The sequence below is a fragment of the Kaistia granuli DSM 23481 genome, assembly GCF_000380505.1.
Taxonomy (GTDB): Bacteria; Pseudomonadota; Alphaproteobacteria; order Rhizobiales; family Kaistiaceae; genus Kaistia; species Kaistia granuli.
This window is the reverse complement of record NZ_AQYH01000010.1, coordinates 446,393-469,401: the sequence shown is the minus strand read 5'-3', so window position 1 is coordinate 469,401 and position 23,009 is coordinate 446,393. Positions and strand designations below refer to the sequence as shown.

Genomic DNA, 23,009 nt, shown 5'->3' with positions numbered 1-23,009 from the left:
CCTGACTGAGGGTGCGGAAGGGGCGTGCGGCTCTTGTGGCACCGCGGGGCGCCTCCTAAGCTCCCATCTCCAGTTAGGTGATCGCACGAGCACGGAAGCACGAGCAAGCCCTTGGCGGAAAAGGAAGTCGTGATGGAGATCACTACACCCTATCTGTTGTTTTTGGGTGACGTTCCGGACCCTCTCGCTGCCAAGACAGCCTTGGGTATTGTCGACTGGCGGCCGGAATGGTGTGTGGGCCAGTTGCGATTCGTCGGTTGCCAGGCCGATGCGGGTATCCCCGACATGACGATCGCCGAGGCGCGAGCCGCCGGCGCCAGGACGATGATCGTCGGCGCGGTCAACGCCGGGGGCGTCCTTCCGGACCATTGGGTCAGCACGATCGTCGAGGCGCTCGATGCCGGCCTCGACGTCGCCTCCGGGCTGCACACGCGCCTGCACGACAATCCCTCGATCCGCGCCGCGGCGGCGCGCTGGGGGCGCCGGCTGCACGACGTCCGGCACGCCTCGCAGCGCTTCGACACCGGCAAGGGGACGCGCCGGTCCGGCCTAAGGCTGCTGACCGTTGGTACGGATTGCTCCGTCGGCAAGAAGTACACGGCGCTGGCGCTGGAGCGGGGGATGCGGGCCGCCGGCCTCGACGCCGACTTCCGCGCGACGGGACAGACCGGCGTCTTCATCTCGGGGCGCGGCGTCGCCATCGACGCGGTGGTGGCGGACTTCATTTCCGGCGCCGTCGAATGGCTGTCGCCGGACGCGCCTCGCGACCATTGGGACCTGATCGAGGGTCAGGGCTCGCTCTATCACCCCTCCTTCGCCGGCGTGTCGCTCGGCCTGCTGCACGGCGCGCAGCCGGACGCCTTCGTCGTCTGCCACGAGCCGACGCGCACGACGATGCGCGGTGTCTCCCACCCGCTGCCGACCATCCAGCAGGTGATCGACCTGACGCGCGTCTGCGGATACCTGACCAATCCCGCCATTCGCTGCGTCGGGATCGCCATCAACACGCAGGCGCTCGACGAAGAGACCGCCCGCGCCACGCTGGACGAAGCCGCGGCGGCGCATGATATTCCCGCCGTCGATCCGATCCGCACTGGCGTCGGACCGATCGTCGATCGCATCCTGCAGGACTTTCCCTATTCATGACCCTCTCCCTTTCCGTCGCCGTCGAGCGCTGGCCGATCGCCGGCAGCTTCGTCATTTCGCGCGGCGCGCGTACCGAAGCGACTGTCGTCACCGTGACCGTCAGAGACGGCAAGGCGACCGGCTACGGCGAATGCGTGCCCTATGCGCGCTATGGCGAGACGGTCGAGGGCGTCGTCGCGGCGATCGAAGCCATGGCGCAGGTCCCCGCCGGCCTGCCGGACCGCGCCGCGCTGCAGAGCACCATGCCGCCCGGAGCAGCCCGCAACGCGATCGACTGCGCGCTCTGGGATCTCGAGGCCAAGGCCTCCGGGCTCCCCGTCGCGGAACGGCTGAGGCTCATGGCCCCCAAGGCACTGCTGACGGCCTATACGCTCAGCCTCGGTACGCCGGAGAGCATGGAGGAAGCCGCGCGCAACGCGGCGCATCGGCCACTCCTGAAGGTGAAGCTCGGTGGCGATGGTGACGTCGAGCGGATCGCCGCCGTGCGCCGCGGCGCCCCGGCGAGCCGGATCATCGTCGATGCCAACGAGGCGTGGTCGGCCGCCGATTTCGACGCGAACATGCGCGCCTGCCTCAACGCCGGCGTCGAACTGATCGAGCAGCCCTTGCCGGCCGGCGCCGATGACCTGCTCCGCCACGCGGATCGCCTCGTGCCGGTATGCGCCGATGAGAGCCTGCATGTCGCCGACGACCTCGAACGGCTGGTCGACCGCTACGACGCCATCAACATCAAGCTCGACAAGACCGGCGGACTGACGGAGGCGCTGCGCCTCAAGCAGGCGGCCGAGGCGCACGACTTCGCCATCATGGTCGGCTGCATGGTCGGCACCTCGCTCGCCATGGCGCCGGCGGTGCTGCTCGCCCAGGACGCCGACTTCGTCGACCTCGACGGTCCGCTGCTGCTGGCCCGCGACCGCACGCCCGGGCTCGTCTATGACGGCAGCCTGGTCAGCCCGCCGTCTCGGTCCTTATGGGGCTGAGCCGGCGGCCCCTCGGCAACAGCAGCACGAGCACGGCCAGCACGCCGCCGATCATCATGACCGGAAAGGCGCCGGCGCCAAGATGGCCATAGAGCGGCCCGGAGAGCAGCGTCGTCACCGCCATTACCGCCCCCGACGCGGTCTGCGAAATGCCCTGGGCCGACGCCATCATCTGGTCCGGCACCTGGCGGGCGATTGCCAGCTGCATGCCGGCATAGGCGGCCGCGAAGGTCAGGGCGTGCAGCATCTGCAGCGCCAGCGACGAGATGAGGTCGGTGGCGAAGGGAAACAGGCCCCAGCGCACGATGGCCGCCACCGCGCCGAGCAGGATCAGGCGCTCGGCCGGCATGCGGCGCAACGCCCGGCCCGAGACGGCGAACATGCCGATCTCGGCGACGACACCAGCCGCCCAGAGCAGGCCGATCTCGCCGCCGCTAAAGCCGAGCGCCTCCCAATGGATGGTGCCGAAGGAATAGAACACCGCGTGGCTCGCCGTGATCAGCGAGGTCGAGGCGATGACAATCAGGAACTCGCGGCTCATCAGGATGGCGCGGGCGGAAACCGGCTCGGGCTTGGCCGCGTCGTCGGCTGCGCGGATCTCGGGTGGCGTCACCGGTAGCAGGAAGGCCGCCAGCGCGGCAATCACATAGCCGCCGACCAGCATGGGCGACAGCGAGGCTGGGCCGAAACGGCCGAAGACGACGCCGCCGGCGAGGCTGACGACGATGAAGCTGATCGACCCCCAGACCCGCATCTTGCCGTAATCGAGGCCGAAGCGGCGGACACCGGTCAGCGCCAGCGCGTCGATCGCCGGCATGGTCAGGCCGAGCAATGCCGTCGCCACGCCGGTCAGGATCAGGATCGGCCAATAGCCGGCAACCAGCGTCGCCGGCAGGAAGAACAACAGCGCGAGAAACGCGAAGATCACGACCGCAAAGCGCCGGTTCGGCGCCCGATCGGCGAAGGCGCTGCCAAGCGGCGTGAACAGCAGCCGCGCCGCCAGCGGAAAGGCCATGCAGACGCCGATCTCCTCCGGAGTCAGGCCACGCAGCTTCAGCCAGACCGGGAAGAACGGCGTCATCAGCCCGCCGACGACAAAGAAGCCGATATAGAACAACGAAATGCGGGGACCGAAATGGCGCGGCGCGGCGACCATGGATACGTGCCGATCTGAAAATGCCGGCGAGAGGACGCGGCGGGGGGATATCGCGACTCATCGCTGGGGGACCGGCGGGGCGCCCGCGCAGGATAGCGATATCCGCGATGAAGCGGGAGGGCCGCAATCAGGCAGCGAGTGCCCTTTCGAGGATATCCGGATCGATGTTGCCACCGGAGAGCACGATGACGACCGTCTTGCCGTGGGCGTCCACCCGGCCCGACAGCAATCCCGCCAGCGCCACGGCGCCACCGGGCTCGACGACGAGCTTCAGCGTGCGGAAGGCATAGGCGACGGCGGCGAGCGCCTCGGCGTCGGACACGGCGACGCCGCGCGCGCCCGTCTCGCGGTTGATGGCGAAGCCGAGCGCCCCCGGCTGCGGTGCCATCAAGGCGTCGCAGACCGAACCGCCGGTGCGGGCATTGCGGGTGATCGAGCCGGAGGCCAGCGAACGGCCATAGTCGTCGAACCCTTCCGGCTCGGCGAGATAGACCTGCGTCTCCGGGCTTTCCGCCGCCATCGCGATGCCGATGCCGGCCGAGAGGCCGCCGCCGCCGCAAGGCGCGATCACCAGATCCGCATGCTCGCCCCGTGCCGCCAGTTCGTCAGCAATTTCGAGGCCAATCGTGCCCTGCCCCGCGATAACGCGGCGGTCGTTATAGGCGTGGACCAGCTCGGCCCCCGTCTCAGCGACGATCGAGGCGGTGATCGCGTCGCGATCGTCCGTCGCGCGGTCATAAGCGACGATATTCGCGCCGCGTCGTGTCGTTCCCTCGCGCTTGGCAGCCGGCGCGTCGCCCGGCATGACGATCGTCGCCGGAACGCCGAACAGGCGCGCCGCCTCGGCGATCCCCTGCGCATGATTGCCGGAGGACGAGGCGACGATGCCATGCGCCCGCTGCTCCTCGCTCAACGAGGCGAGCGCATTATAGGCGCCGCGGAACTTGAACGAGCCCGTGCGCTGCAGGTTCTCGCATTTCAGATAGATGTGGCCGCCGGTAAGCGCATCGAGGGCGGCGCTGGCAAGCAGCGGCGTGCGAACGGCTTCGCCGGCGATACGCTCGGCAGCGCGGCGGATATCTTCGATCGTGGGGGTCATGACTCTGCCCGGTGGCGCGAGGGGGACCCTTGCACAGTTACACGAAAGCGCTTTCGGCGCAGCCTTTTTGCGCGGCGACGACATTGTCGAGGAACTGGCGCGTCGCCGCATGCCAGGAGTGGCGCAGCGCGACGGCGCGGCAATGGTCGCGCGGGATGGCGAGCGCCGCCAGCACCGCCTTGCGCAGGTCCTCGTCGAGAACGCCGGCGCCCGTGCCGCCGACGACATCGCGCGGACCAGCGACGGGAAACGCCGCCACCGGCAGGCCGGACGCCAGCGCCTCAAGCATGACGACGCCGAACGTGTCGGTTCGGCTCGGGAAGACGAAGCAGTCCGACGCCGCATAGACGTCCGCCAGCGCCTCGCCCACCCGCGCGCCGAGGAAGGACACTTCCGGATGCGCCCGCCGCAGCGTGTCGAGCGCCGGTCCGTCGCCGACGACGACCTTGCTGCCCGGCAGATCGAGATCGAGGAACGCGCCGATGTTCTTCTCGACCGCGACCCGGCCAACATAGAGATGGATCGGACGCGGCAGGTCGCCGAGGACACCGCGATCCCGATCGGGCCGAAACAGATCGGCGTCGACACCGCGCGACCAGCGCATCAGGCTGCGGAACCCGCGCCCCGCCAGTTCCTCCTCCAGCGACGCCGTCGCCACCATGCAGCCGGCGCCACTATTATGGAAGCGCCGGAGCACCGCATAGGTCCAGTCGACCGGCACCGGCAGGCGGGCAGCGAGATATTCGGGAAAGCGCGTGTGGTAGCTGGTGGTGAAGATGCGCCCACGCTTGCGGCACCAGCGCCGGACGGCATGGCCGATCGGCCCTTCGGTGGCGATGTGGACATGATCGGGCATCGCCGCGTCGAGGCGCCGAGCAATCGCGCCGGGGGCGGCGATCGTCAGGCGGATCTCGGGATAGGTCGGGCATGGAACGGTGGGGTAGCCCTCAGGCGTCAGGAGGATCGGGGTCGCACCGAACTCCGGCAGGTGCCGGGACAATCGCTCCAGCGTCCGCACGACACCGTTGATCTGCGGATGCCAGGCGTCGCTCGCGATCAGGATGCGGCTCATGCGGCGACCTTGTCGATCTCCGGCTCCTCGTGCTGCGACACGGCGTAGAGGGGAGCGAAATCCGCCCAGCGGATCATCTCGATCCGGCCGTCATGATGTTCAACGATCGCGGTGCAGCTTTCGACCCAGTCGCCGGTATTGATGTAGCGGATGTCGAGGTCGTCGCGGATGGCGGCGTGGTGAATGTGGCCACAGACGACTCCATCGGCGCCGACGCGCTTCGCTTCGGTGAGCAGCGCCTGCTCGAAGGCGCCGATGAAGGAGACGGCGTTCTTCACCTTGAGCTTGGCCCAGGCCGACAGCGACCAGTATTCGAAGCCGAGCTTGCGGCGCACCTTGCCGACGACGGTATTGAGCGCGAGGGCGAGGTTGTAGGCATGGTCGCCCAGGAAGGCGAGCCATTTGGCATGCCGCACGACGACGTCAAACTGGTCACCATGGATCACCAACAGGCGCTTGCCGTCGGCTGTCTCGTGAATGATGCGATCGACGAGCTCGACGCCACCGAGATGGGTGCCGAGATAGTCGCGCAGGAACTCGTCGTGGTTGCCGGGGATGTAGACCAGCCGGGCGCCCTTGCGGGCCTTGCGCAGCAACTTCTGGACCACATCATTGTGAGCCTGCGGCCAATACCAGCCCTTTTTCAGCCGCCAGCCATCTATGATGTCGCCGACGAGATAGATTGTCTCGGCATCGTGCCACTTCAGGAAGTCGAGCAATAGATCTGCCTGGCTTCCTCGTGTGCCGAGATGAATATCCGACAGGAAAAGCGTGCGCAAATGACGGGAAGCGGCACCGCTCGACATGATCTTGATTCGTCCTCGCCCAAGACACCGTTACCGATTGCTTAGCCGACACGAACCACAGTTTTGTGACAGCGCCTCAGAGCAGGGTCGGTACCATCGACAGGACGAGAAGCGCGGCCATCACCGCGTTGAAGACCGCGACGCGCCGATCGCTGTCGAGAAAGCGCGAGATGGCGGTGCCAAACAGGCACCAGGTCGCCGCCGAAGGCAGCGAGGTGAGCGCGAAGATGGCGGCGAGCAGGAGGACGGCGGGCAGCATCGCGCTCCCGGCCGGCACATAGAGCGCCATGGCGCTGATCGCCATCACCCAAGCCTTGGGATTGACCCACTGGAACAGGGCCGCCGCGAGAAAGCTCATCGGCCTGCCCTGCCGGTTGCCGTCGGTGTCGTGCCGACCGGCACGCGCCAGCTTCCAGGCGAGATAGAGCAGATACAGGAACGACCCGTATTTCAGGATCTCGTGCAGGACCGGATAGGCCTCGAACACGCCACCAAGCCCCATGCCGACCGCGAACACCATGACCGGGAAGCCGATCGTGATGCCGAGCATGTGCGGAATGCTGGGCGCGACACCCCAATTGGCGCCGGAGATCATCAGCATCGTGTTGTTCGGGCCGGGGGTGAACGCCGTCACCAGCGCGAAGCCGAGTATCGCCAGAATCTGATCCACGATGGGTCCCCCACGAAGGACCGGATTGATGACACGACGCCGTTAATAGGTCAATATTACTGACATTTATCGGACGACCAAGCGGGAGCGACAGCTGTTCCCTGTGGGCCAAACTGCATTGCTCCAGTCATCAGACATCTGGGCTTGCATGCCAGCGCCCCCTCGACCATGATCCCGCCCGCCAAACACGGAGAAATACCCTATGAAACTCGTACGCTTCGGTGCCGCTGGCGCGGAGAAGCCCGGCCTTCTCGCCAAGGACGGCACGATTCGTGACCTGTCGGGCGTCATCTCTGACATCACCCCCGAGACCCTCAAGAACGGCGCGATCGACGCGATCGCCAAGGTCGACGCGGCTTCGCTGCCGGTCGTGCCCGCCGGCACGCGCCTTGGCCCGGTTGTCAACGGCACGCGCAACTTCATCGCCGTCGGCCTGAACTATGTCGACCACGCGCATGAAACCAACATGCCGATCCCGGCCGAGCCGATCCTGTTCAACAAGGCCCCGAACTGCATCGTCGGCCCGAACGACAACGTCACGATCCCCAAGGGTTCGGAAAAGACCGACTGGGAAGTCGAGCTGGCGATCGTCATCGGCAAGACGGCAAGCTACGTTTCGGAAGCGGACGCGATCTCCTATGTCGCCGGCTATTCGGTCTGCCACGACGTGTCCGAGCGCGCCTTCCAGACGGAGCGCGGCGGCCAGTGGATGAAGGGCAAGGGTTCGCCGACCTTCGGGCCGCTCGGCCCGTGGCTCGTCACGCCGGACGAGATCGAGGACATCCAGAACCTGGACATGTATCTCGACCTGAACGGCCAGCGCGTCCAGACCGGCAACACCAAGACGATGATCTTTGGCGTGGCCCACCTGGTCAGCTACATCAGCCAGTTCCTGCAGCTCGATCCGGGCGACGTCATCACCACCGGCACCCCTCCGGGCGTCGGCATGGGCATGAAGCCGCCGCGCTTCCTGAAGGCCGGCGACAAGGTTCGCCTCGGCATCCAGGGCCTGGGCGACCAGGAGCAGGAATTCGTCGCCTACAAGGGCTAATGCCCTTCGGCTGACGGCCTGACGAATGGAAGAGCGGTCGGCGCCACGCGCCGGCCGCTTTTTTTGTCTATGGCCCTTTTAGCAACGCCGCATTGACGTCAGCCGCCTCCGCCGCCAGTCTGGCCGGGCACCGCGGATCCGGCAGGAATCGCGGTCCGGGATGGCAACGTCCCGACGTGCGGGACCCTGGTTTCGCGCTCTCGCACGGCCTCCTCGCCCCGGCTTTACCTCGGGACGACTGCGCGAACCGCGCGGGAGCGCCTCCGTCCACGCGGCGCCACCCGCGCCGAAGACGCACCGGCCCCGCTGTCGGCGCCTCGTTGCCTTCCAGGGAGATCCGTTGACCAGCTTCGACCAGATCCTGACCGAGCATCACTGGCTCAACGCCGTGCTCACCTTGACCGCCCTTGTCGTCGCGGCACTGTTCGCGAACTTCGTCGTCAAGGCGCTGCTGCTCAAGCTGGTCCACAGGGCCCTTGGCTTGACCGCCTATGGCCGCGACGAAGAACTGCGCCGGCACGGCGTCATCGAGCGCCTGGCCAACATCATGCCGGCCCTGGTGATGTCGGCCGGCATCGATCTGGTGCCCGGCCTGCCGCAATTCGCGGCGACGGTCGTCAAGAACGTCGCCAACGCCTTCATCATCCTGTCGCTGGCAATGACGGTGAGCGCCGCGCTCAACATCGTCGACACCACCTATCACCGCCGGCCGTCCGCCCGCCTCAAGCCGATCAAGGGCTATATCCAGGTCGTCAAGATCGCGGTCTATGTGATCGCGGCGCTCCTGATCATCGCGACGCTGATCGACCGGTCGCCGGTGATCCTGCTCTCCGGTCTCGGCGCCATGGCCGCCGTGCTGATCCTGGTGTTCCAGGACACGCTGCTATCGCTCGTCGCCGGCATCCAGATCTCGTCGACCGACATGGTGCGCGTCGGCGACTGGATCGAGATGCCCGGCCAGAACGCCGATGGCGACGTGATCGAGATCGCGCTGCACACGGTGAAGGTACAGAACTTCGATAAGACGATCACGACGGTGCCGATCCGCAAGCTGGTCACCGAGCCGTTCAAGAACTGGCGCGGCATGCAGGAAACGGGCGGCAGGCGGATCAAGCGCTCGCTCTATCTCGATCAGACGAGCATCCGCTTCCTGTCTGACGAGGATTTCGACAAGCTTCGCCTGTTCGGCCATCTGGAGAGCTATCTCCAGCGCAAGCGGGCGGAACTCGACGAATGGAACGGCAAGCTTGGCGAGCGGGCCAATTTTGCCGCCAACCGGCGCCGCTCAACCAATATCGGCACCTTCCGCGCCTATGTGGAAAGCTATCTGCGCACCCATCCGGGACTGCGCCAGGACATGACCATCATGGTGCGGCAGATGCCGCCCGGGCCAGACGGCTTGCCGATCGAGATCTATGGCTTCACCAACACGATCGTCTGGGCGAACTACGAAGGCATCCAGTCGGACATCTTCGACCATCTCTACGCGATCCTGCCGGAGTTCGACCTCCGCGTGTTCCAGAACCCGAGCGGCCAGGACCTGAAGGCGCTGGCATCGAGCCCTGCCCGCGCGCGACGCCAGCCCGCGGCGGAGCCCGCCTGACGGGATGGGCATTCGACGGGACGGGGTGGACGGCCCCCCGCCCCGCATCGGATCAGGCCGCCTGATCGACCGCCTCACAGGCGAAGCAGATCGCCTCGACATGGCGGAAATCGGTGCCACAGCAACCGCCCACCACATTCAGGCCCGGGCAAGCACGCCGGAGCGACGCAAACTGGCGGCCAAGTTCAACCGGGTCGCCGTCATCGAGATCGGGCGCGTTGTCGAGCTCGGCATGGCTGCGCCGCGACGCGTTGGCCCGCAGCCCTTTGATCCGCCGCGTCCAGTCCTCGCCCGCCCCGAAAAGACGTTCGAAATGAGTCGGATGGGCGCAGTTGATCATGTAGTAAGCCGGCAGCACCGAGGCCGTCCGGTCGACGGTCTCGATCGCCTGCCGAAGACTCTGCCCGCTCGGCAGATTGCCGTCGGTCTCGAGCGTAAGGAGATGACGACCGGCATTTTCGCGTCCGCCGCCGCGCGGACGACGCCGATCGCCTCCTCGACATAGTTGATCGTCATGGCACTGACGAAATCCGCCTCGGTGTCGGCGAAGGTGCGGATCTGCTCGCCGTGATAGTCGGCCGCCTCGGCCGCGCTCATCTTCCGGTGGATCTGGTAGCCGTCGCCGCGCGGCCCGATATCGCCGCTGATCACCATCGGCGAGTCCGGGCTGTCATAGCGATCCCGAAATTCGCGCATCAGATCGATCGCGGCGCGATTGCTGGCCGCGAGTGCGTCGGAATCATAGCCGATCTGGGCGCCCCAATCGCGGTTGGCACGCCATGTCGGGCTCTCCAGGATGAAGCCGAGACGGCGCGAATGGGCGAGCGCGGCGTAGCGATCATAGTAGGCGCGCAGGCGTTCCAGACCGTCCGGGCGCGAGAACAGATCGAAGGCGGCGAAGGCCGGCAGTTCGATCCCCTGGTGGAAGATCAGCGTCGTCTCCAGACCACCATCGGTCGTGAACAGGCGGTCGGTCAGTTGCGGCAGGGCGTTTCTGTAGCGGGCCATTTCAGTCATCCTCCCTGAGGGTTTCGGATGTCGACGGACTCTACAGTCCAGCCCGCGTGTCGCTAGAAAGCGCGTGGTGCAGGTCTAGGATATTCCGGATACCAGAATCAAATCAGCTCCTTGGGCCGAATTTCTGGCAGACTGATTCACGCCGTGACGCAACGGAAGAACCCAGACTGTACCTGTGGTACAGTATCGCCATGTCGACGACGGCAATGCGGCCCCGGACCGACACCAAGGAACGACTGCTGAGCCTTGCCGAGGAGCGTGTCCTCGCCAAGGGATTTTCCGCTACGTCCATCGACGAACTGATCGCCGGGGTCGGCATCACCAAGAGCGGCTTCTTCTATCATTTCCGTGACAAGAACGAGCTCGCCCGAGCGCTGCTGCTGCGTTACCTCGAACAGGATCGCGCGGTGTTGGAGGCGATTTTCCAGCGCGGCGACGACCTGCATGACGACCCGCTGCACGGCTTCCTGGTCGGCCTGAAGCTGTTCGCCGAAATGCTCGCCAACTTGCCGGAGCAACATCCTGGCTGCATCGCCGCGTCCTATTGCTACCAGGATCAGCTGTTCGACCGCGAGATCCGGGACCTAAACGCCGCCGGTATGCTGGCCTGGCGCCAGCGCTTCGGCGAAAGGCTGCAGCGGATCGCCGAAGTCTATCCGCCGCGTCACGACGTCGATCTGGATGCGCTCGCCGACATGATCTCGACTTTGGTCGAGGGCGGGCTGATCCTCGGCCGTGCGCTGCGCGACGCGACGATCCTGCCGCGGCAGATCCTGCTCTACCGCGACTTCATCCGCGCCATCTTCCTCGGCAATTGAAAACCGTCACCACCATTTGTGGAAATGATGCACCGGGCCGTGGCCACGGCCGATCTTGAGGCGGTCGGACGCCGCGATCGCATCGGTGATGTAGCTCTTGGCTGCCTCGATCGCCGGTTCGAGCGCCAGCCCGCTGGCGAGGCCAGCGGCGATCGCCGAGGACAGAGTGCAGCCGGTGCCGTGCGTGTTGAGCGTGTCGATGCGCGGCGCGCTGAACCAGCGTTTCCCGGCGGCCGACATCAGCAGATCATCGCTTTCCGGGCCGCTGCCATGGCCGCCCTTGACCAGCACGGCCTGCGCGCCGAGGCGAAGGATCGCTTCCGCCTGCGCCTCCATGCCGGCCTCGTTCGTGGCGACGTCGGTATCCAGCAGACGGGCCGCCTCGCGCAGGTTCGGCGTCACCAGGCTAGCGCGCGGCAGAAGATCGGCGATCAGCACGGCGACGGATTCGTCGCGCAGCAGCATGTCGCCGCTGGTCGCCACCATCACCGGATCGAGCACGACGTTCGTCTGCGCATAGCGGTCGAGGCCGGCCGCGACGGCGCGGATGACGTCGGGCTGCGAAAGCATGCCGATCTTGACCGCGTTGACGGGAAGATCCGAGAAGACCGCGTCGATCTGCGCGGTGACGAATTCGGCCGGGACGTCGTGAATCGCGGTCACGCCCAGCGTGTTCTGGGCCGTCAGCGCCGCGATCACCGAGGCGCCATAAACGCCGAGCGCCGAGAACGTCTTGATGTCGGCCTGAATGCCGGCGCCGCCGCCCGAATCCGAGCCGGCAATGGTAACGGCGATGGCTGTCATGACTGCGTAATCCTCATCCTCAGGTCCCCGGCCCCGCCGGGGTCTTGGCCGCGCGCTCGCGGCTGCGTTTGATGCCGAGACGATGCTCGCGATAGATCACGAACATGCCCGATGCAATGACGATCGCCGAGCCGAGCAGCATGGTGGTGCTCGGCGTCGTGTTGAACAGCAGATAGCCGACGATGATCGCCCACAGCATCGAGATATATTCGAACGGCGCGATCAGCGATGCCTCGCCATAGCGATAGCTCTGGGTCAGCAGCACCTGGCCGATGCCGCCGAAGATTCCGGCGCCGATCAGAAACGGCAAATGCTCCCAGTTCGGCATCTCCCAACCGAACGGCGCCGTGACCAGCATGAACAGCGCGGTGAAGATCGAGAAATAGACGACGATCGTACCCGGTGATTCCACCCAGGTGAGCCGCCGCGTCTGCGTCGCGGCCAGCGCGCCGAAGAACGCGGCGAGGATCGCGAACACAGCGCCGAGGGTGCTGCGGTCAGGCCCCGTGGCCGGGCCGACATAATCCGAGAGGATGACGAGCACGCCGACCAGGCCGATCACCACCGCTGTCCAGCGATAGATCCGGATCGCCTCCTTGAGCAGTACGGCGGCGAGGACGACCGTCAGCAGCGGCGAGGCGTAGCCAATCGCTGTCGCGTCCGACAGCGGCAGCCGGGCGAGCGCCGAGAAGCCGAAGAACATCGAAGTCGCCCCGGCCACTGAACGCAGCACGTGACCGCCGATGCGTGGCGTGATGAAGACAGATGGAAGTCCGCCATACCAGCCGACCCAGATCAACACTGGAATGAGCGCGAAGGCGGAACGGAAGAACGCGACCTCGCCGGGCGGGTAGAAATCCGAGATGTATTTGATCAGCGTCGCCATCGCCGTGAAGGCGATGGTCGAAATGATCTTGAGCAGCACGCCGAACAGCGGCTGACCCTTTGGGGGCGTTTCCATGGGACCAACCGGACCGGGGGGCGGTCCGTTTCTTCAGGGGTCGCAAGGCTGCGGCCCGGTTTCAGACGTCGCGTTCAGCTGGCGTGCAAGGCCGCCCAAACGCGTTCGGGCGTCGCCGGCATGTCGAAATGCGTGATGCCCTTGGCTCGCGCCAGCGCATCGACGACGGCGTTCATCACCGCCGGCGTCGCGCCGATCGTGCCCGCCTCGCCGGCGCCCTTGATACCCATCGCATTGGTCGTCGACGGGACATTGTGGGTGGCGAAGCGGAAACTCGGCAGGTGATCGGCTTTCGGCAGGCAATAATCAAGCAGCGTCGCAGTCAGGAGCTGGCCGTCGGCGTCATAGACCGTCCGCTCGTAGAGAGCCTGGCCGATGCCCTGCACGACGCCGCCATGTACCTGCCCGGCCAGGAGGATCGGGTTCACCGTCACGCCGAAATCATCGCAGATCGAGAAATCGAGCACCTTGACCACGCCGGTATCGGGGTCGATCTCGACCTCGGCGATGTGGGTTCCGTTCGGATAGGTGCATTCGTCCTGGACGAACTCGCCGACCGCCGTCAGCAGCGCCGGATTTTTCGCGCGCGTCGCGAGATCGGCCAGGGCGATCGCCTGGTCCGTGCCGGCGACGCGGATGGTGCCATCGGCCACCTCAAGATCCTCAACACCGGCCTCCAGCTCTTCCGAGGCGAGTTCCTTCAACTGCTTGACCAAGGTGACCGAGGCACGGTCGACCGATACCGCGCCGAGCGGGATCGAGCGGGAGCCGCCGGTGCCCTCGCCGGTCGGCACCTTGTCGGTATCGCCCTGGATGACGTGGATCTTGTCGATCTCGACACCGAGATGGGCGGCGATGAACTGCGAATAGGCCGTCGCATGGCCCTGCCCGTTCGTCTGGGTGCCGATCAGCAGCGTCAGCGTGCCATCCGCATTCAGCGTGACGGTCGCCGGCTCGGAGCCGGGAAAAGCGCAGGCCTCGACATAGGTGGCGATGCCGAAGCCGCGCAGCTTGCCTTCCTGCTTCGACGCCTCCGCGCGCGCCGCGAAGCCGGCGAAATCCATGATGGCGAGGTTGCGGTCGAGATGGCCGGCGAAATCGCCGGTGTCGTATTTGCGGCCGCCCTGGGTCAGATAGGGCAATTGCTCGGGCCGGATGAAATTGCGCTTGCGGATCTCGACCGGGCCGAGGCCGGTCTCGCGGCCGCAAAGGTCAACGAGACGCTCAATCAGATAGGCGGCCTCCGGCCGACCGGCGCCGCGATAGGCATCCGTCGGCGTCGTCGTTGTCAGGATGCCCCGTACCGTCACGTCCATCGTCGGAATGTCGTAGAGGCCCGTCGACATGGTGATGCCGCCGACGGCGATATCGGCGCCGTATTGCGAGACATAGGCGCCGAGGTTGGACAAGAGATCGACGCGCAGCGCCAGGAAGCGACCATTGGCGTCAAGCGCCATCTCGGCCGTCGTCAGGTTGTCGCGGCCATGCGCGTCGATCTGGAAGTGATCGCCGCGCTCCTGGATCCACTTGACCGGCCGGCCGAGCGCCTTGGCGGCAAGCGCTGCGAGCGGATACTCGTGATAAACGAAGGACTTGGTGCCGAAACCTCCACCGACGTCCGGCGTCACGACGCGGATCTTCTTCGGGTCGATCCGCAAGATGTCCTTCGCGATGATGTCGCGCATCTTGTGGCCGCCCTGCGTGCCGAGGGTCAGCGTGAACCGATCGCTCTCGCCGTCATATTCGGCGACGATGCCGCGCGTCTCCATGTAGTTGGCGATGAGGCGCTGGTTGACCACGTCGATCCGGACGACCCGCGCCGCGCCGGCAAAGGCCGCGTCGGTCGCCTCCCGGTTGCCGCGGTGATGGGTATAGGCAACGTTGGTGCCGAATTCGGGATAGACCAACGGCGCATCCGCGGATGCGGCCTGGCGGGCGTCCGTCACGGTCGGCAGCGGGTCGTAGTCGACGTCAATCTGCTCGGCCGCCAGCTGCGCCGCTTCGGCCGTGTCGGCGACGATGAAGGCAATGGGATCGCCGACATGGCGGACGACGTCGGCGGCGAGCAGCGGCCGATGCGGGAAATGGCGCTCGGTCCCTGGCACGATCGGCGGGAATTCCTTGGCCGGCGGGCCCTGGTAATCGGCGACATCCGCGCCGGTGAGGATCAGGCTGACGCCCGGCGCAGCGCGCGCCGCGTCGAGTTCGTTCAAACGGATGCGGGCATGCGCCATGGCGGAGCGCAGGACGAAGGCGTGCAGTGTGCCCTCGGGCGTGTAGTCATCGGTAAAATGACCCCGGCCGACGATCAGCGCCGGATCCTCCTTGCGGCGGATGGCGGCCCCCATGCCGAACTTGCGCGGCGCTGTATCGCGAATGGACAACGCTTCGTTCATGCCGATCCGGCCCATCGGGCCGCCTCCTCGATCGATCATCGGTAGAAAGATGCAGCCGCCTGAACGACGGCCCGCACGGGCCAGAGCGCAATGGCCACAGTTCAACGATCATAGGACCCGCTCGCTGCGAGGTGCAACCGCTTATGCCTCGGCGACGGGGCAAAACCGCCGAAACCCGCCGGCCACGCCCAAGGATCGCGCTCGTCCTGCGCGCAACGCCTTTTCCCCGCCGGAATCGCGTGTTAAGCACCCAACCGGCGGTGCAGAGGTCATCATCGGAATCCCATGACACGTTTCATTACACGACGCTGCGGCGCGACTGTTGTCGCGGCAGCCCTGGCCTCTCTCCTCGTCGGCACCGCCCACGCGGAACGGATCACCAATCCGGTCGCCGAGTTCGCCGGACTCGACAAGATCACTGGCAGGATCATCACCTTCGACGTCTATATGGACGAAACGGTGCAATTCGGCGCCCTGCAGGTGACGCCGCGGGCGTGCTATTCGCGCCCGGCGACGGAGCAGCCGCAGACCGACGCCTTCGTCGAGGTCGATGAAATCACGCTGAACCGCAAGGTGCGCCGGATCTTCACTGGCTGGATGTTCGCCGACAGTCCCGGCCTGCATGCCGTCGACCACGCCGTCTATGACGTGTGGCTGGCCAACTGCAAGACCTCGTCGACCGTGGCGCATCCGTCCAAGCCGTAGAAGTCCCCCTCGCTGGTGAGAGCCGTCTCCAGACGCGCATGGTAGTCGTCGCGGTCGACCTCGATCGCGCCGAACTGCGACAAATGCTCGGTGGTGAACTGCGCGTCGAGCAGGCTGAAACCGCCGGCCTTCAGGCGGGCAACCAGATAAACGAGCGCGATCTTTGACGCGTCGCGCGCGTGGCTGAACATGCTTTCGCCGAAGAAAGCTCCCCTGAGCCGCACGCCATAGAGCCCGCCGACCAGCCTGCCGTCCTGCCAGGCCTCCACGGTATGGCAGTGCCCCAGCACGAACAGCTCATGATAGAGCGCGCGGATGCGCTGATTGATCCAGGTCTTGTCGCGATAGGGGGAAGCGGCGTTGCCGGCGCAGCCAGCGATGACGGCGTCGAAATCCGAATCGATACGGATCTCGTAAGGCTGATGCCGCATGGTACGCGCCAGCCGGCGCGGAACGTGGAAGGCGTCGAGCGGGAAGATGCCTCGGCTTTCCGGCTCGATCCAGTACAGGCCGGGATCGTCGGCCGAATCGGACATCGGGAAGATGCCGCACGCATACGCCTTCAGGAGAACTTGCGGCGTGATATCGGGCATATGGTCAGACTGGCGGGCCATGGGATCACGCGACGCGGGGACCGAAAGCCGAGACTGCCGGGCCGAAACCGGCCCCTGCTTCACTGACTAAACGAATCCCGCGCATTGTGCACCCCTCCCCGGAAGAGCACGAGAACATTGTCATGTTCCCGTGGCTCCCGATAGGCGGATGCGGCCCGACCCTTAGCGGTCCACAGCCAGCTTCTTTTCCAGCCAGTGGATGTCGTAGCGGCCGTCGGCAATGTCCTGATCGTCCACCAGCTGGCGGAAGAGCGGGATCGTCGTCGAGACGCCATCGACGACGAATTCGTCCAGGGCGCGGCGCAGCCGCATCATGCATTCGACGCGGTTGCGGCCATGCACGATCAGCTTGCCGATCAGGCTGTCGTAGTAGGGCGGGATCTTGTAGCCCTGATAGACGCCGGAATCGACGCGAACACCAAGACCGCCCGGCGGGTGGTAATAGGTGATCTTGCCGGGCGACGGCACGAATGTGCGCGGATCCTCGGCATTGATGCGGCATTCGATAGCATGGCCTTCGAACGTGACGTCTTCCTGGCGGAACGACAGCCCGCTGCCGGCGGCGATGCGGATTTGCTCGTTGACGAGATCGATGCCGGTGACAGCCTCCGTGATCGGGTGCTCCACCTGCAGGCGGGTGTTCATCTCGATGAAATAGAACTCGCCATTCTCGTACAGGAACTCGATCGTACCGGCGCCGATATAGCCGAGATCCGCGACGGCCTTCGCGCAGACGGCGCCGATCTTGTCGCGCTCCTCGGCGTTCAGGGCCGGCGAACCCGCCTCTTCCCAGACCTTCTGGTGACGGCGCTGCAGCGAGCAATCACGCTCGCCGAGATGCACGGCGTAGCCCTTGCCGTCGCCGAGAACCTGGATCTCGATGTGGCGGGGCTTCTCGAGGTATTTTTCCATGTAGACGGCATCGTCGCCGAAGGCGGCCTTCGCCTCCGAGCGGGCGGTCTGGAAGGCGATGACAACATCGGCCTCCGAGCGCGCGACCTTCATGCCGCGGCCGCCACCGCCCGACGATGCCTTGATCAGCACCGGATAGCCGATTTCGGCGCCGTTGCGGATCGCGTCGGCCTCGTCCTTCAGGGCGCCATCCGAACCAGGGACGACCGGAATGCCGAGGCGCTTCGCCGTGCGCTTGGCCTCGATCTTGTCGCCCATGATGCGGATGTGCTCGGACTTCGGTCCGATGAAGGTCAGATTATGCGCTTCGAGAATTTCGGCAAAGCGAGCATTTTCCGACAGGAAGCCGTAGCCCGGATGGATGGCATCTGCGCCCGTGATCTCGCAGGCGGCGAGCAGGGACGGAATGTTGAGATAGCTGTCACGCGCGGGCGGCGGGCCGATGCAGACGCTCTCGTCGGCGAGCCGGACATGCATCGCATCGGCGTCGGCCGTCGAATGCGCTGCGACTGTCTGAATCCCCAGCTCCTTGCAGGCCCGAAGGATGCGGAGGGCGATTTCGCCTCGATTGGCGATCAGGATCTTGTTGAACATCGGCACCACGGCGCTCATTCGATGATCAGCAGCGGTTCGCCATACTCGACCGGCTGACCGTCTTCGACCATGATCGCCTTGACGACGCCGGAACGCGGCGCCGGGATCTGGTTCATTGTCTTCATCGCTTCGACGATCAGCAGGGTCTGGCCCTCGCGAACCGCGTCGCCGATCTCGACGAAGGTCTTGGCGCCGGGCTCGGCCGAGCGGTAGGCGGTGCCTACCATCGGCGACGGGACGATGCCCGGATGGCTCGCCAGGTTGACCTCGGACGGGGCTACCGTGGCGGCGACCGGAGCGACGGGAGCCGCCGGCGCCGCGACGTGATAGGCCGCGGGGGCAGCCGTCACCGTACGGGCGACGCGGATCCGCAGATCCTCGTGCTCAACCTCGATCTCGGTGAGATCCGTCTCGGTCAGCAGCAAGGCCAGCTGGCGGATCAGGTCCTGGTCGATCGTCGAATTTTTGCTCGTCATGCCCTTTGTTCTTTCATGGAAGCCGTTTCCCCTCGCTCAGTCGACGAGCGGCTGCAGCGCCTGAAGCGCCAAGCCGTAGCCCGCGGCTCCGAAACCGCAGATCACGCCAGCGGCGACGGGGGAAACATAGGAATGATGTCGGAAGTCCTCGCGGGCGAAGACATTGGAGAGATGCAGCTCGATCGTCGGGAGGCCGACGGCGCGGATCGCGTCGTGCAGGGCGATCGAGGTATGCGTGTAGGCGCCGGGATTGATCACGATGCCCCGGTACCGGCCGAGCGCCTCGTGGATCCAATCGACGAGGACGCCTTCATGATTCGACTGGCGGAATTCCACTGCCATGCCAAGCCGCTCGCCGGCGGCCTTCGTATCCGCCTCGATTTCACCCAAGGTCTTGGCGCCATAAACACCAGGCTCGCGCTTGCCGAGCATGTTGAGGTTGGGGCCGTTGAGAACGAGGATTGCGACTGTCATCGATGATTTTCTACCGAGGGCCATGCAAGGACAGGCCCTTGCGGCGAGGTTGGCCGGTTATAGGGGGTCGAGGAATAAAGGAAAAGCCCCGAAACCTTCGCCTCGGGGATACTGTCCCATGAATCTTGTCCAGACGGTCAGCAGCTGGCCGAACCGCAATCCCGCACGGATTTGATCTTCTCCTTCAACGTATCGTAGCCGACGGCGCCGACCACGACATCGTCCTGCAGGACGTAGGAAGGCGTTCCGTTGATGCCGAGCGCCGACGCAAGTCCATAGGATTCGTTGATCGTGGCCGCGACTTCCGGGTCCTTCAGCTGCGCTTGGATTGCGGCCTTGTCGAGACCAAGATCGGCGGCGACGGCGAGCGCGCGGGCACCATCGACCTGTCCCCGGCTCATCAGCAACTCGTCATAGAAGGCGCGGTACTTGTCGGGCGCGATCTTGTTGACCACGACCGCGACCTGCGCCGCCTCCTCGGAGCCCTGACCGAGCACCGGGAACTCCTTCAGGATGACGCGCAGTCCCTTGTCTTCTTCGAGCAGCCGCGCCATGTCGGCATGCGCCTTCTTGCAGTAACCGCAGTTGTAATCGAAGAATTCGACCAGCGTGACGTCGCCCTTGGGATTGCCGATCACGGCATGGCGCTTCGAGTTGAACAGCGTGTCGGCGTACTTGGCGACGCCCGACCGGCGCGCCTCGGCCTCCGCCACTTCCTGCTTGCGCTGCAGCTCCTGCATCGCATCGCGGATCACTTCCGGATGCTGCATGAGATAATCTTTGACCACGTCGCCGATCTCGGTGCGCTGGCTTTCGGAGAAACTGGCGGCCTGAACCGGAGCCGTCGCCAGGGTCAGGGCGGCGAGCGCCGCGGCAAGGGTAAGTCTCGACATTCTCGTCACCTGTTTGCGCCCAACGGGGAATCGCCCAACGCGACCCGGGGCTGAATGAATCATTTGCCCTTCGCGGGTGGCGCGTAGGATACGATGTCGTCGGCGCGAAGCCATGCCGGCGACCCGGTCTTGAATTGGCCCTGGGCCCGCTTGGCCCGCGCCTTCGCTTCCTTGAACTTGCCCTCGGCGAACTCGCCCTGCGCGGTCGCAAGATCCGCCATGGCGACGTCGCCGCGCATCGCGTAGGCGCGCGCCAGGCTGCGATAGCCGATCGGCATGTCGGGATCGGTCTGCAGGCCGATGGTCAGGTTCTTGACCGCCTCGTCGATCGACTTCTTGTCACCGAGCTCAACCAGCGCCTGGCCAAGCATGATGCGCAAGAGGCCCGATTTCGGCGCGGCGGCCACCGCCTTGCGCAGCGGCGCCACGGCTTCCTTGGCGCGTCCGCTCTCAAGCAGAACCTGGCCCTGAAGCTCGTAGAAATAGGGGAAGTTCGGCCGCGACTTGATCAGCGACGAGATCTGATCGAGCGCATTGCGGGAATTGCCCGTCCGGTAGGCGAGGATGGCGCGTGCATAGCGGGCCGGCATCGACGTATCGCTCGGCGGATAGCGCCGCATCACAAGCATCGAATCCTCGGAGAAGGCCGAGAGCTTGGCGCGCACCATGTCGTGGCGCGCCTGCAGCTCTGGGGAATCCTTGGTGTTGTAGAATTTGCTCTTCTTCGCCGCGCCCTGAATGAGGTCGATGCGCTCGTTCGGCAGCGGGTGGCTCTGCAGGTAGGGATTGGCGCCACGGCTGGAGAACAGCGTGTTGTCGGAGAAGCGCTCGAACGTCCGGATCATGCCCTTGGCCGACTGGCCGCTCTTGTCCAGATAGGTGAGCGCCGAGCGATCGGCCGCCATCTCTTCCGACCGCTGATAGGCAAGCAGCCCGCGCCGGACGAGTTCGCCCGAGCCCATGGCAATGCCGCCGCCGGCCCGCGCCGCGTCGCCCGAGCCGCTGGCGGCGCCGGCGATCGCAGCCCCCATGCCGACGACGCTGCCGATCATGGCCATCGTCCGCGCGGTCTCGAGCTGCTGGCGGAGCTGGATCTGATGGTTGCCGGCAAGATGGCCGGTTTCATGCGCCAGCACGCCGATCAGCTCGTTCGGCGTCTGCGAATCGATGATCGCGCCGGTGTTGACGAAGATCTTGTCGCCGGAGGCGACGAAGGCGTTGAAGGCGGGACTATTGACCAGATAGAGCTCGATCGATGACGAGCGCAGGCCCGCCGCCTTGAAGATCGGCTTCAGGTAGTCCTGGATCAGCGCCTCGGTCTCCGCGTCGCGAACCAGCGCAGGCCTCGATTGTGCCGCGACCGGACCGCTCGCCATCGGGGCGAGCAGAACCGCGCCGACGACGCCTCCCATGAGGCCCCGCATGATGCGCTGCGCTGATTTCAACACCCGTCCCTCCTCCTCCAGCCTTTCCCTAAAGGCCGACGAATTGTATGAAGCCGCTCGCGCTGTCGCCAGCGGCATCCCCCTTGGACGGATGCGCAGAAAATGGGGCGATAGCAAGACTTTTCATCCAGAGATGGAACCGCTCGTCATGACCGCCTCCGATCGTCCGCCGTCGCGCCGCAGCGCCGTCGCCCCGTTCATCGCGATGGACGTGATGTCGGCGGCTTTCGACCGGATCGCCAAGGGCGAACGGATTATCAGGATGGAGATCGGCGAGCCCGGCGCCTCGGCCCCCAAAGCGGTGCTGGACGCTGCCCGCGCCGCCCTCGACGACGGCCGGATCGGCTATACGGAAGCGCTGGGATCGCGGGCGCTGCGGCAGCGGATCGCGCAGTATTACGCCGACAGGCATGGCGTCGACGTGCCGCCCTCCCGGATTGCGATCACGACCGGCTCGTCCGCCGGCTTCAACCTCGCCTTCCTGGCTGCGTTCGATCCCGGCGACCGCGTCGCGATCGCCTCGCCCGGCTATCCCGCCTATCGCAACATCCTGGCCGCGCTCGGGCTCGAAGTGGTCGAGATCGAGACCAGCGCCGACACGCGGCACGCCATTACCCCGGCGATGCTGGAACGGGTGCATGCGGAAACGCCGCTGGCCGGCATCCTCGTCGCCAGCCCCGGCAATCCCACCGGCACAATGATGACGCCGGAAGCGCTCGCCGCCCTCGTGCGCGCTACCGACGAGCTCGGCATCCGCTTCATCTCCGACGAGATCTATCACGGCCTCGTCTATGACGGCGTCGCCGAGACGGCGCTGAAGACGAGCGACCGCGCCATCATCATCAACTCGTTCTCGAAATACTACTGCATGACGGGCTGGCGCATCGGCTGGATGGTGCTGCCGGAGGGGCTTGTGCGCCCGGTCGAGCGGATCGCGCAGAGCCTCTACATCTCGGCGCCGGACCTGTCGCAGCGCGCGGCGATCGCCGCGTTCGACGCCACCGAGGAGCTGGAGATCATCAAGGCCGGCTACGCCGCCAATCGGCGGCTGCTGCTCGAAAAGCTGCCGAAGATCGGCTTCGACGACTATTTCCCTGTCGACGGCGCCTTCTACATCTACGCCTCGGTGCGGCGGTTCTCGAACGATTCAGCCGATTTCGCACAGAAGATGCTGGCCGAGGCGGGTATCTCGGCGACGCCGGGCGCCGATTTCGATCGCGTCCACGGCCACGCCCATATCCGCTTTTCCTTCGCCGGCGCGACGGCGGAAATGGCCGAAGCGGCGGAGCGGCTGGAGCGCTGGCTAGCCTGAGGCAG

At 65.9% G+C, this 23,009-nt stretch carries 21 protein-coding genes and 1 pseudogene; 7 read left to right on the top strand and 15 right to left on the bottom strand.

From position 1 onward, the window contains the following. Positions 1-132 precede the first annotated feature (132 nt). Positions 133-1,146: an N-acetyltransferase DgcN gene (dgcN, locus tag G342_RS0117310; protein ID WP_026304556.1), complete on the top strand. Its 1,014-nt coding sequence runs from the start codon at positions 133-135 to the stop codon at positions 1,144-1,146. Continuing rightward, on the top strand, positions 1,143-2,126 hold the full coding sequence (dgcA, locus tag G342_RS0117305; RefSeq protein WP_018184431.1) for an N-acetyl-D-Glu racemase DgcA: 984 nt from the start codon (positions 1,143-1,145) through the stop codon (positions 2,124-2,126). The genes dgcN and dgcA overlap by 4 nt, the downstream gene beginning before the upstream one ends. Here dgcA and G342_RS0117300 read toward each other — a convergent pair. From G342_RS0117300 to G342_RS0117280, 5 genes are all read right to left on the bottom strand, one after another. Then, positions 2,095-3,282, bottom strand: coding sequence for an MFS transporter (locus tag G342_RS0117300; RefSeq protein ID WP_018184430.1), 1,188 nt, complete (start codon positions 3,280-3,282; stop codon positions 2,095-2,097). The genes dgcA and G342_RS0117300 overlap by 32 nt on opposite strands. A gap of 127 nt (positions 3,283-3,409) precedes the next feature. Beyond that, positions 3,410-4,381 (bottom strand): threonine ammonia-lyase, encoded by a 972-nt coding sequence (locus G342_RS0117295; protein ID WP_018184429.1) that lies wholly within the window; start codon positions 4,379-4,381, stop codon positions 3,410-3,412. Positions 4,382-4,418: 37 nt separating this feature from the next. Then, positions 4,419-5,453, bottom strand: coding sequence for a glycosyltransferase family 4 protein (locus G342_RS0117290; RefSeq protein WP_018184428.1), 1,035 nt, complete (start codon positions 5,451-5,453; stop codon positions 4,419-4,421). Further along, positions 5,450-6,259, bottom strand: a complete 810-nt coding sequence (locus G342_RS24500) for a UDP-2,3-diacylglucosamine diphosphatase (RefSeq protein WP_040879036.1) — start codon at positions 6,257-6,259, stop codon at positions 5,450-5,452. The genes G342_RS0117290 and G342_RS24500 overlap by 4 nt, the downstream gene beginning before the upstream one ends. A 76-nt stretch (positions 6,260-6,335) precedes the next feature. Continuing rightward, on the bottom strand, positions 6,336-6,929 hold the full coding sequence (locus G342_RS0117280) for a LysE family translocator (protein ID WP_018184426.1): 594 nt from the start codon (positions 6,927-6,929) through the stop codon (positions 6,336-6,338). A gap of 202 nt (positions 6,930-7,131) precedes the next feature. On the opposite strand from G342_RS0117280, the gene G342_RS0117275 reads away from it, so the two are divergent. Both G342_RS0117275 and G342_RS0117270 read left to right on the top strand, forming a co-directional pair. Then, a complete protein-coding gene (locus G342_RS0117275; protein WP_018184425.1) occupies positions 7,132-7,980 on the top strand; it encodes a fumarylacetoacetate hydrolase family protein in 849 nt (282 codons plus the stop codon). Positions 7,981-8,320: 340 nt separating this feature from the next. Then, entirely contained in the window at positions 8,321-9,583 is a 1,263-nt protein-coding gene (locus G342_RS0117270; protein WP_018184424.1) for a mechanosensitive ion channel family protein, read from the top strand. 52 nt (positions 9,584-9,635) lie between these two features. Here the strand turns inward: G342_RS0117270 and G342_RS24495 are convergent. Continuing rightward, positions 9,636-10,591: pseudogene (locus G342_RS24495) on the bottom strand (homocysteine S-methyltransferase family protein). Positions 10,592-10,791: 200 nt separating this feature from the next. On the opposite strand from G342_RS24495, the gene G342_RS0117260 reads away from it, so the two are divergent. Then, a complete protein-coding gene (locus G342_RS0117260; protein ID WP_018184423.1) occupies positions 10,792-11,418 on the top strand; it encodes a TetR family transcriptional regulator in 627 nt (208 codons plus the stop codon). 6 nt (positions 11,419-11,424) lie between these two features. On the opposite strand, the gene thiD is transcribed toward G342_RS0117260, so the two are convergent. From thiD to G342_RS0117245, 3 genes are all read right to left on the bottom strand, one after another. Then, positions 11,425-12,222 (bottom strand): bifunctional hydroxymethylpyrimidine kinase/phosphomethylpyrimidine kinase, encoded by a 798-nt coding sequence (gene thiD, locus G342_RS0117255; RefSeq protein WP_018184422.1) that lies wholly within the window; start codon positions 12,220-12,222, stop codon positions 11,425-11,427. Positions 12,223-12,241: 19 nt separating this feature from the next. Further along, positions 12,242-13,183 carry a DMT family transporter gene (locus G342_RS0117250; RefSeq protein WP_018184421.1) on the bottom strand — a complete coding sequence of 314 codons (942 nt, stop codon included), beginning with the start codon at positions 13,181-13,183 and terminating at the stop codon, positions 12,242-12,244. Between the two features lie 74 nt (positions 13,184-13,257). Continuing rightward, complete coding sequence (locus G342_RS0117245; RefSeq protein ID WP_018184420.1) at positions 13,258-15,594, bottom strand: xanthine dehydrogenase family protein molybdopterin-binding subunit; 2,337 nt, start codon at positions 15,592-15,594, stop codon at positions 13,258-13,260. Between the two features lie 270 nt (positions 15,595-15,864). Here G342_RS0117245 and G342_RS0117240 point away from each other — a divergent pair, with 270 nt between their 5' ends. Then, positions 15,865-16,284, top strand: coding sequence for a DUF2155 domain-containing protein (locus G342_RS0117240; protein ID WP_018184419.1), 420 nt, complete (start codon positions 15,865-15,867; stop codon positions 16,282-16,284). Here G342_RS0117240 and aat read toward each other — a convergent pair. From aat to G342_RS0117210, 6 genes are all read right to left on the bottom strand, one after another. Next, positions 16,221-16,898 (bottom strand): leucyl/phenylalanyl-tRNA--protein transferase, encoded by a 678-nt coding sequence (gene aat, locus G342_RS0117235; protein WP_026304553.1) that lies wholly within the window; start codon positions 16,896-16,898, stop codon positions 16,221-16,223. The genes G342_RS0117240 and aat overlap by 64 nt on opposite strands. Before the next feature lie 162 nt (positions 16,899-17,060). Beyond that, on the bottom strand, positions 17,061-18,404 hold the full coding sequence (gene accC, locus G342_RS0117230; RefSeq protein ID WP_026304552.1) for an acetyl-CoA carboxylase biotin carboxylase subunit: 1,344 nt from the start codon (positions 18,402-18,404) through the stop codon (positions 17,061-17,063). 14 nt (positions 18,405-18,418) lie between these two features. Next, the gene (gene accB, locus G342_RS0117225; protein ID WP_018184416.1) at positions 18,419-18,880 is read right to left on the bottom strand and encodes an acetyl-CoA carboxylase biotin carboxyl carrier protein; all 462 of its coding nucleotides are present in this window, start codon (positions 18,878-18,880) and stop codon (positions 18,419-18,421) included. Positions 18,881-18,916: 36 nt separating this feature from the next. Further along, positions 18,917-19,354 carry a type II 3-dehydroquinate dehydratase gene (aroQ, locus tag G342_RS0117220; protein ID WP_018184415.1) on the bottom strand — a complete coding sequence of 146 codons (438 nt, stop codon included), beginning with the start codon at positions 19,352-19,354 and terminating at the stop codon, positions 18,917-18,919. A gap of 137 nt (positions 19,355-19,491) precedes the next feature. After that, positions 19,492-20,247: a DsbA family protein gene (locus G342_RS0117215; protein WP_018184414.1), complete on the bottom strand. Its 756-nt coding sequence runs from the start codon at positions 20,245-20,247 to the stop codon at positions 19,492-19,494. A gap of 59 nt (positions 20,248-20,306) precedes the next feature. Then, complete coding sequence (locus G342_RS0117210) at positions 20,307-21,695, bottom strand: M48 family metalloprotease (RefSeq protein WP_245557291.1); 1,389 nt, start codon at positions 21,693-21,695, stop codon at positions 20,307-20,309. Between the two features lie 145 nt (positions 21,696-21,840). Between G342_RS0117210 and G342_RS0117205 the strand changes: the two genes are divergently transcribed. Then, positions 21,841-23,004: a pyridoxal phosphate-dependent aminotransferase gene (locus G342_RS0117205; protein ID WP_026304551.1), complete on the top strand. Its 1,164-nt coding sequence runs from the start codon at positions 21,841-21,843 to the stop codon at positions 23,002-23,004. Positions 23,005-23,009: the final 5 nt, after the last annotated feature.

Bases quoted from the DNA above. Each gene is read 5' to 3' on its own strand.
- dgcN (WP_026304556.1), top strand. From the start codon at position 133: ATGGAGATCACTACACCCTATCTGTTGTTTTTGGGTGACGTTCCGGAC.
- dgcA (WP_018184431.1), top strand. From the start codon at position 1,143: ATGACCCTCTCCCTTTCCGTCGCCGTCGAGCGCTGGCCGATCGCCGGC.
- G342_RS0117300 (WP_018184430.1), bottom strand. From the start codon at position 3,282: ATGGTCGCCGCGCCGCGCCATTTCGGTCCCCGCATTTCGTTGTTCTAT.
- G342_RS0117295 (WP_018184429.1), bottom strand. From the start codon at position 4,381: ATGACCCCCACGATCGAAGATATCCGCCGCGCTGCCGAGCGTATCGCC.
- G342_RS0117290 (WP_018184428.1), bottom strand. From the start codon at position 5,453: ATGAGCCGCATCCTGATCGCGAGCGACGCCTGGCATCCGCAGATCAAC.
- G342_RS24500 (WP_040879036.1), bottom strand. From the start codon at position 6,259: ATGTCGAGCGGTGCCGCTTCCCGTCATTTGCGCACGCTTTTCCTGTCG.
- G342_RS0117275 (WP_018184425.1), top strand. From the start codon at position 7,132: ATGAAACTCGTACGCTTCGGTGCCGCTGGCGCGGAGAAGCCCGGCCTT.
- G342_RS0117260 (WP_018184423.1), top strand. From the start codon at position 10,792: ATGTCGACGACGGCAATGCGGCCCCGGACCGACACCAAGGAACGACTG.
- thiD (WP_018184422.1), bottom strand. From the start codon at position 12,222: ATGACAGCCATCGCCGTTACCATTGCCGGCTCGGATTCGGGCGGCGGC.
- G342_RS0117250 (WP_018184421.1), bottom strand. From the start codon at position 13,183: ATGGAAACGCCCCCAAAGGGTCAGCCGCTGTTCGGCGTGCTGCTCAAG.
- G342_RS0117245 (WP_018184420.1), bottom strand. From the start codon at position 15,594: ATGGGCCGGATCGGCATGAACGAAGCGTTGTCCATTCGCGATACAGCG.
- G342_RS0117240 (WP_018184419.1), top strand. From the start codon at position 15,865: ATGACACGTTTCATTACACGACGCTGCGGCGCGACTGTTGTCGCGGCA.
- aat (WP_026304553.1), bottom strand. From the start codon at position 16,898: ATGGCCCGCCAGTCTGACCATATGCCCGATATCACGCCGCAAGTTCTC.
- accC (WP_026304552.1), bottom strand. From the start codon at position 18,404: ATGTTCAACAAGATCCTGATCGCCAATCGAGGCGAAATCGCCCTCCGC.
- accB (WP_018184416.1), bottom strand. From the start codon at position 18,880: ATGACGAGCAAAAATTCGACGATCGACCAGGACCTGATCCGCCAGCTG.
- aroQ (WP_018184415.1), bottom strand. From the start codon at position 19,354: ATGACAGTCGCAATCCTCGTTCTCAACGGCCCCAACCTCAACATGCTC.
- G342_RS0117215 (WP_018184414.1), bottom strand. From the start codon at position 20,247: ATGTCGAGACTTACCCTTGCCGCGGCGCTCGCCGCCCTGACCCTGGCG.
- G342_RS0117205 (WP_026304551.1), top strand. From the start codon at position 21,841: ATGACCGCCTCCGATCGTCCGCCGTCGCGCCGCAGCGCCGTCGCCCCG.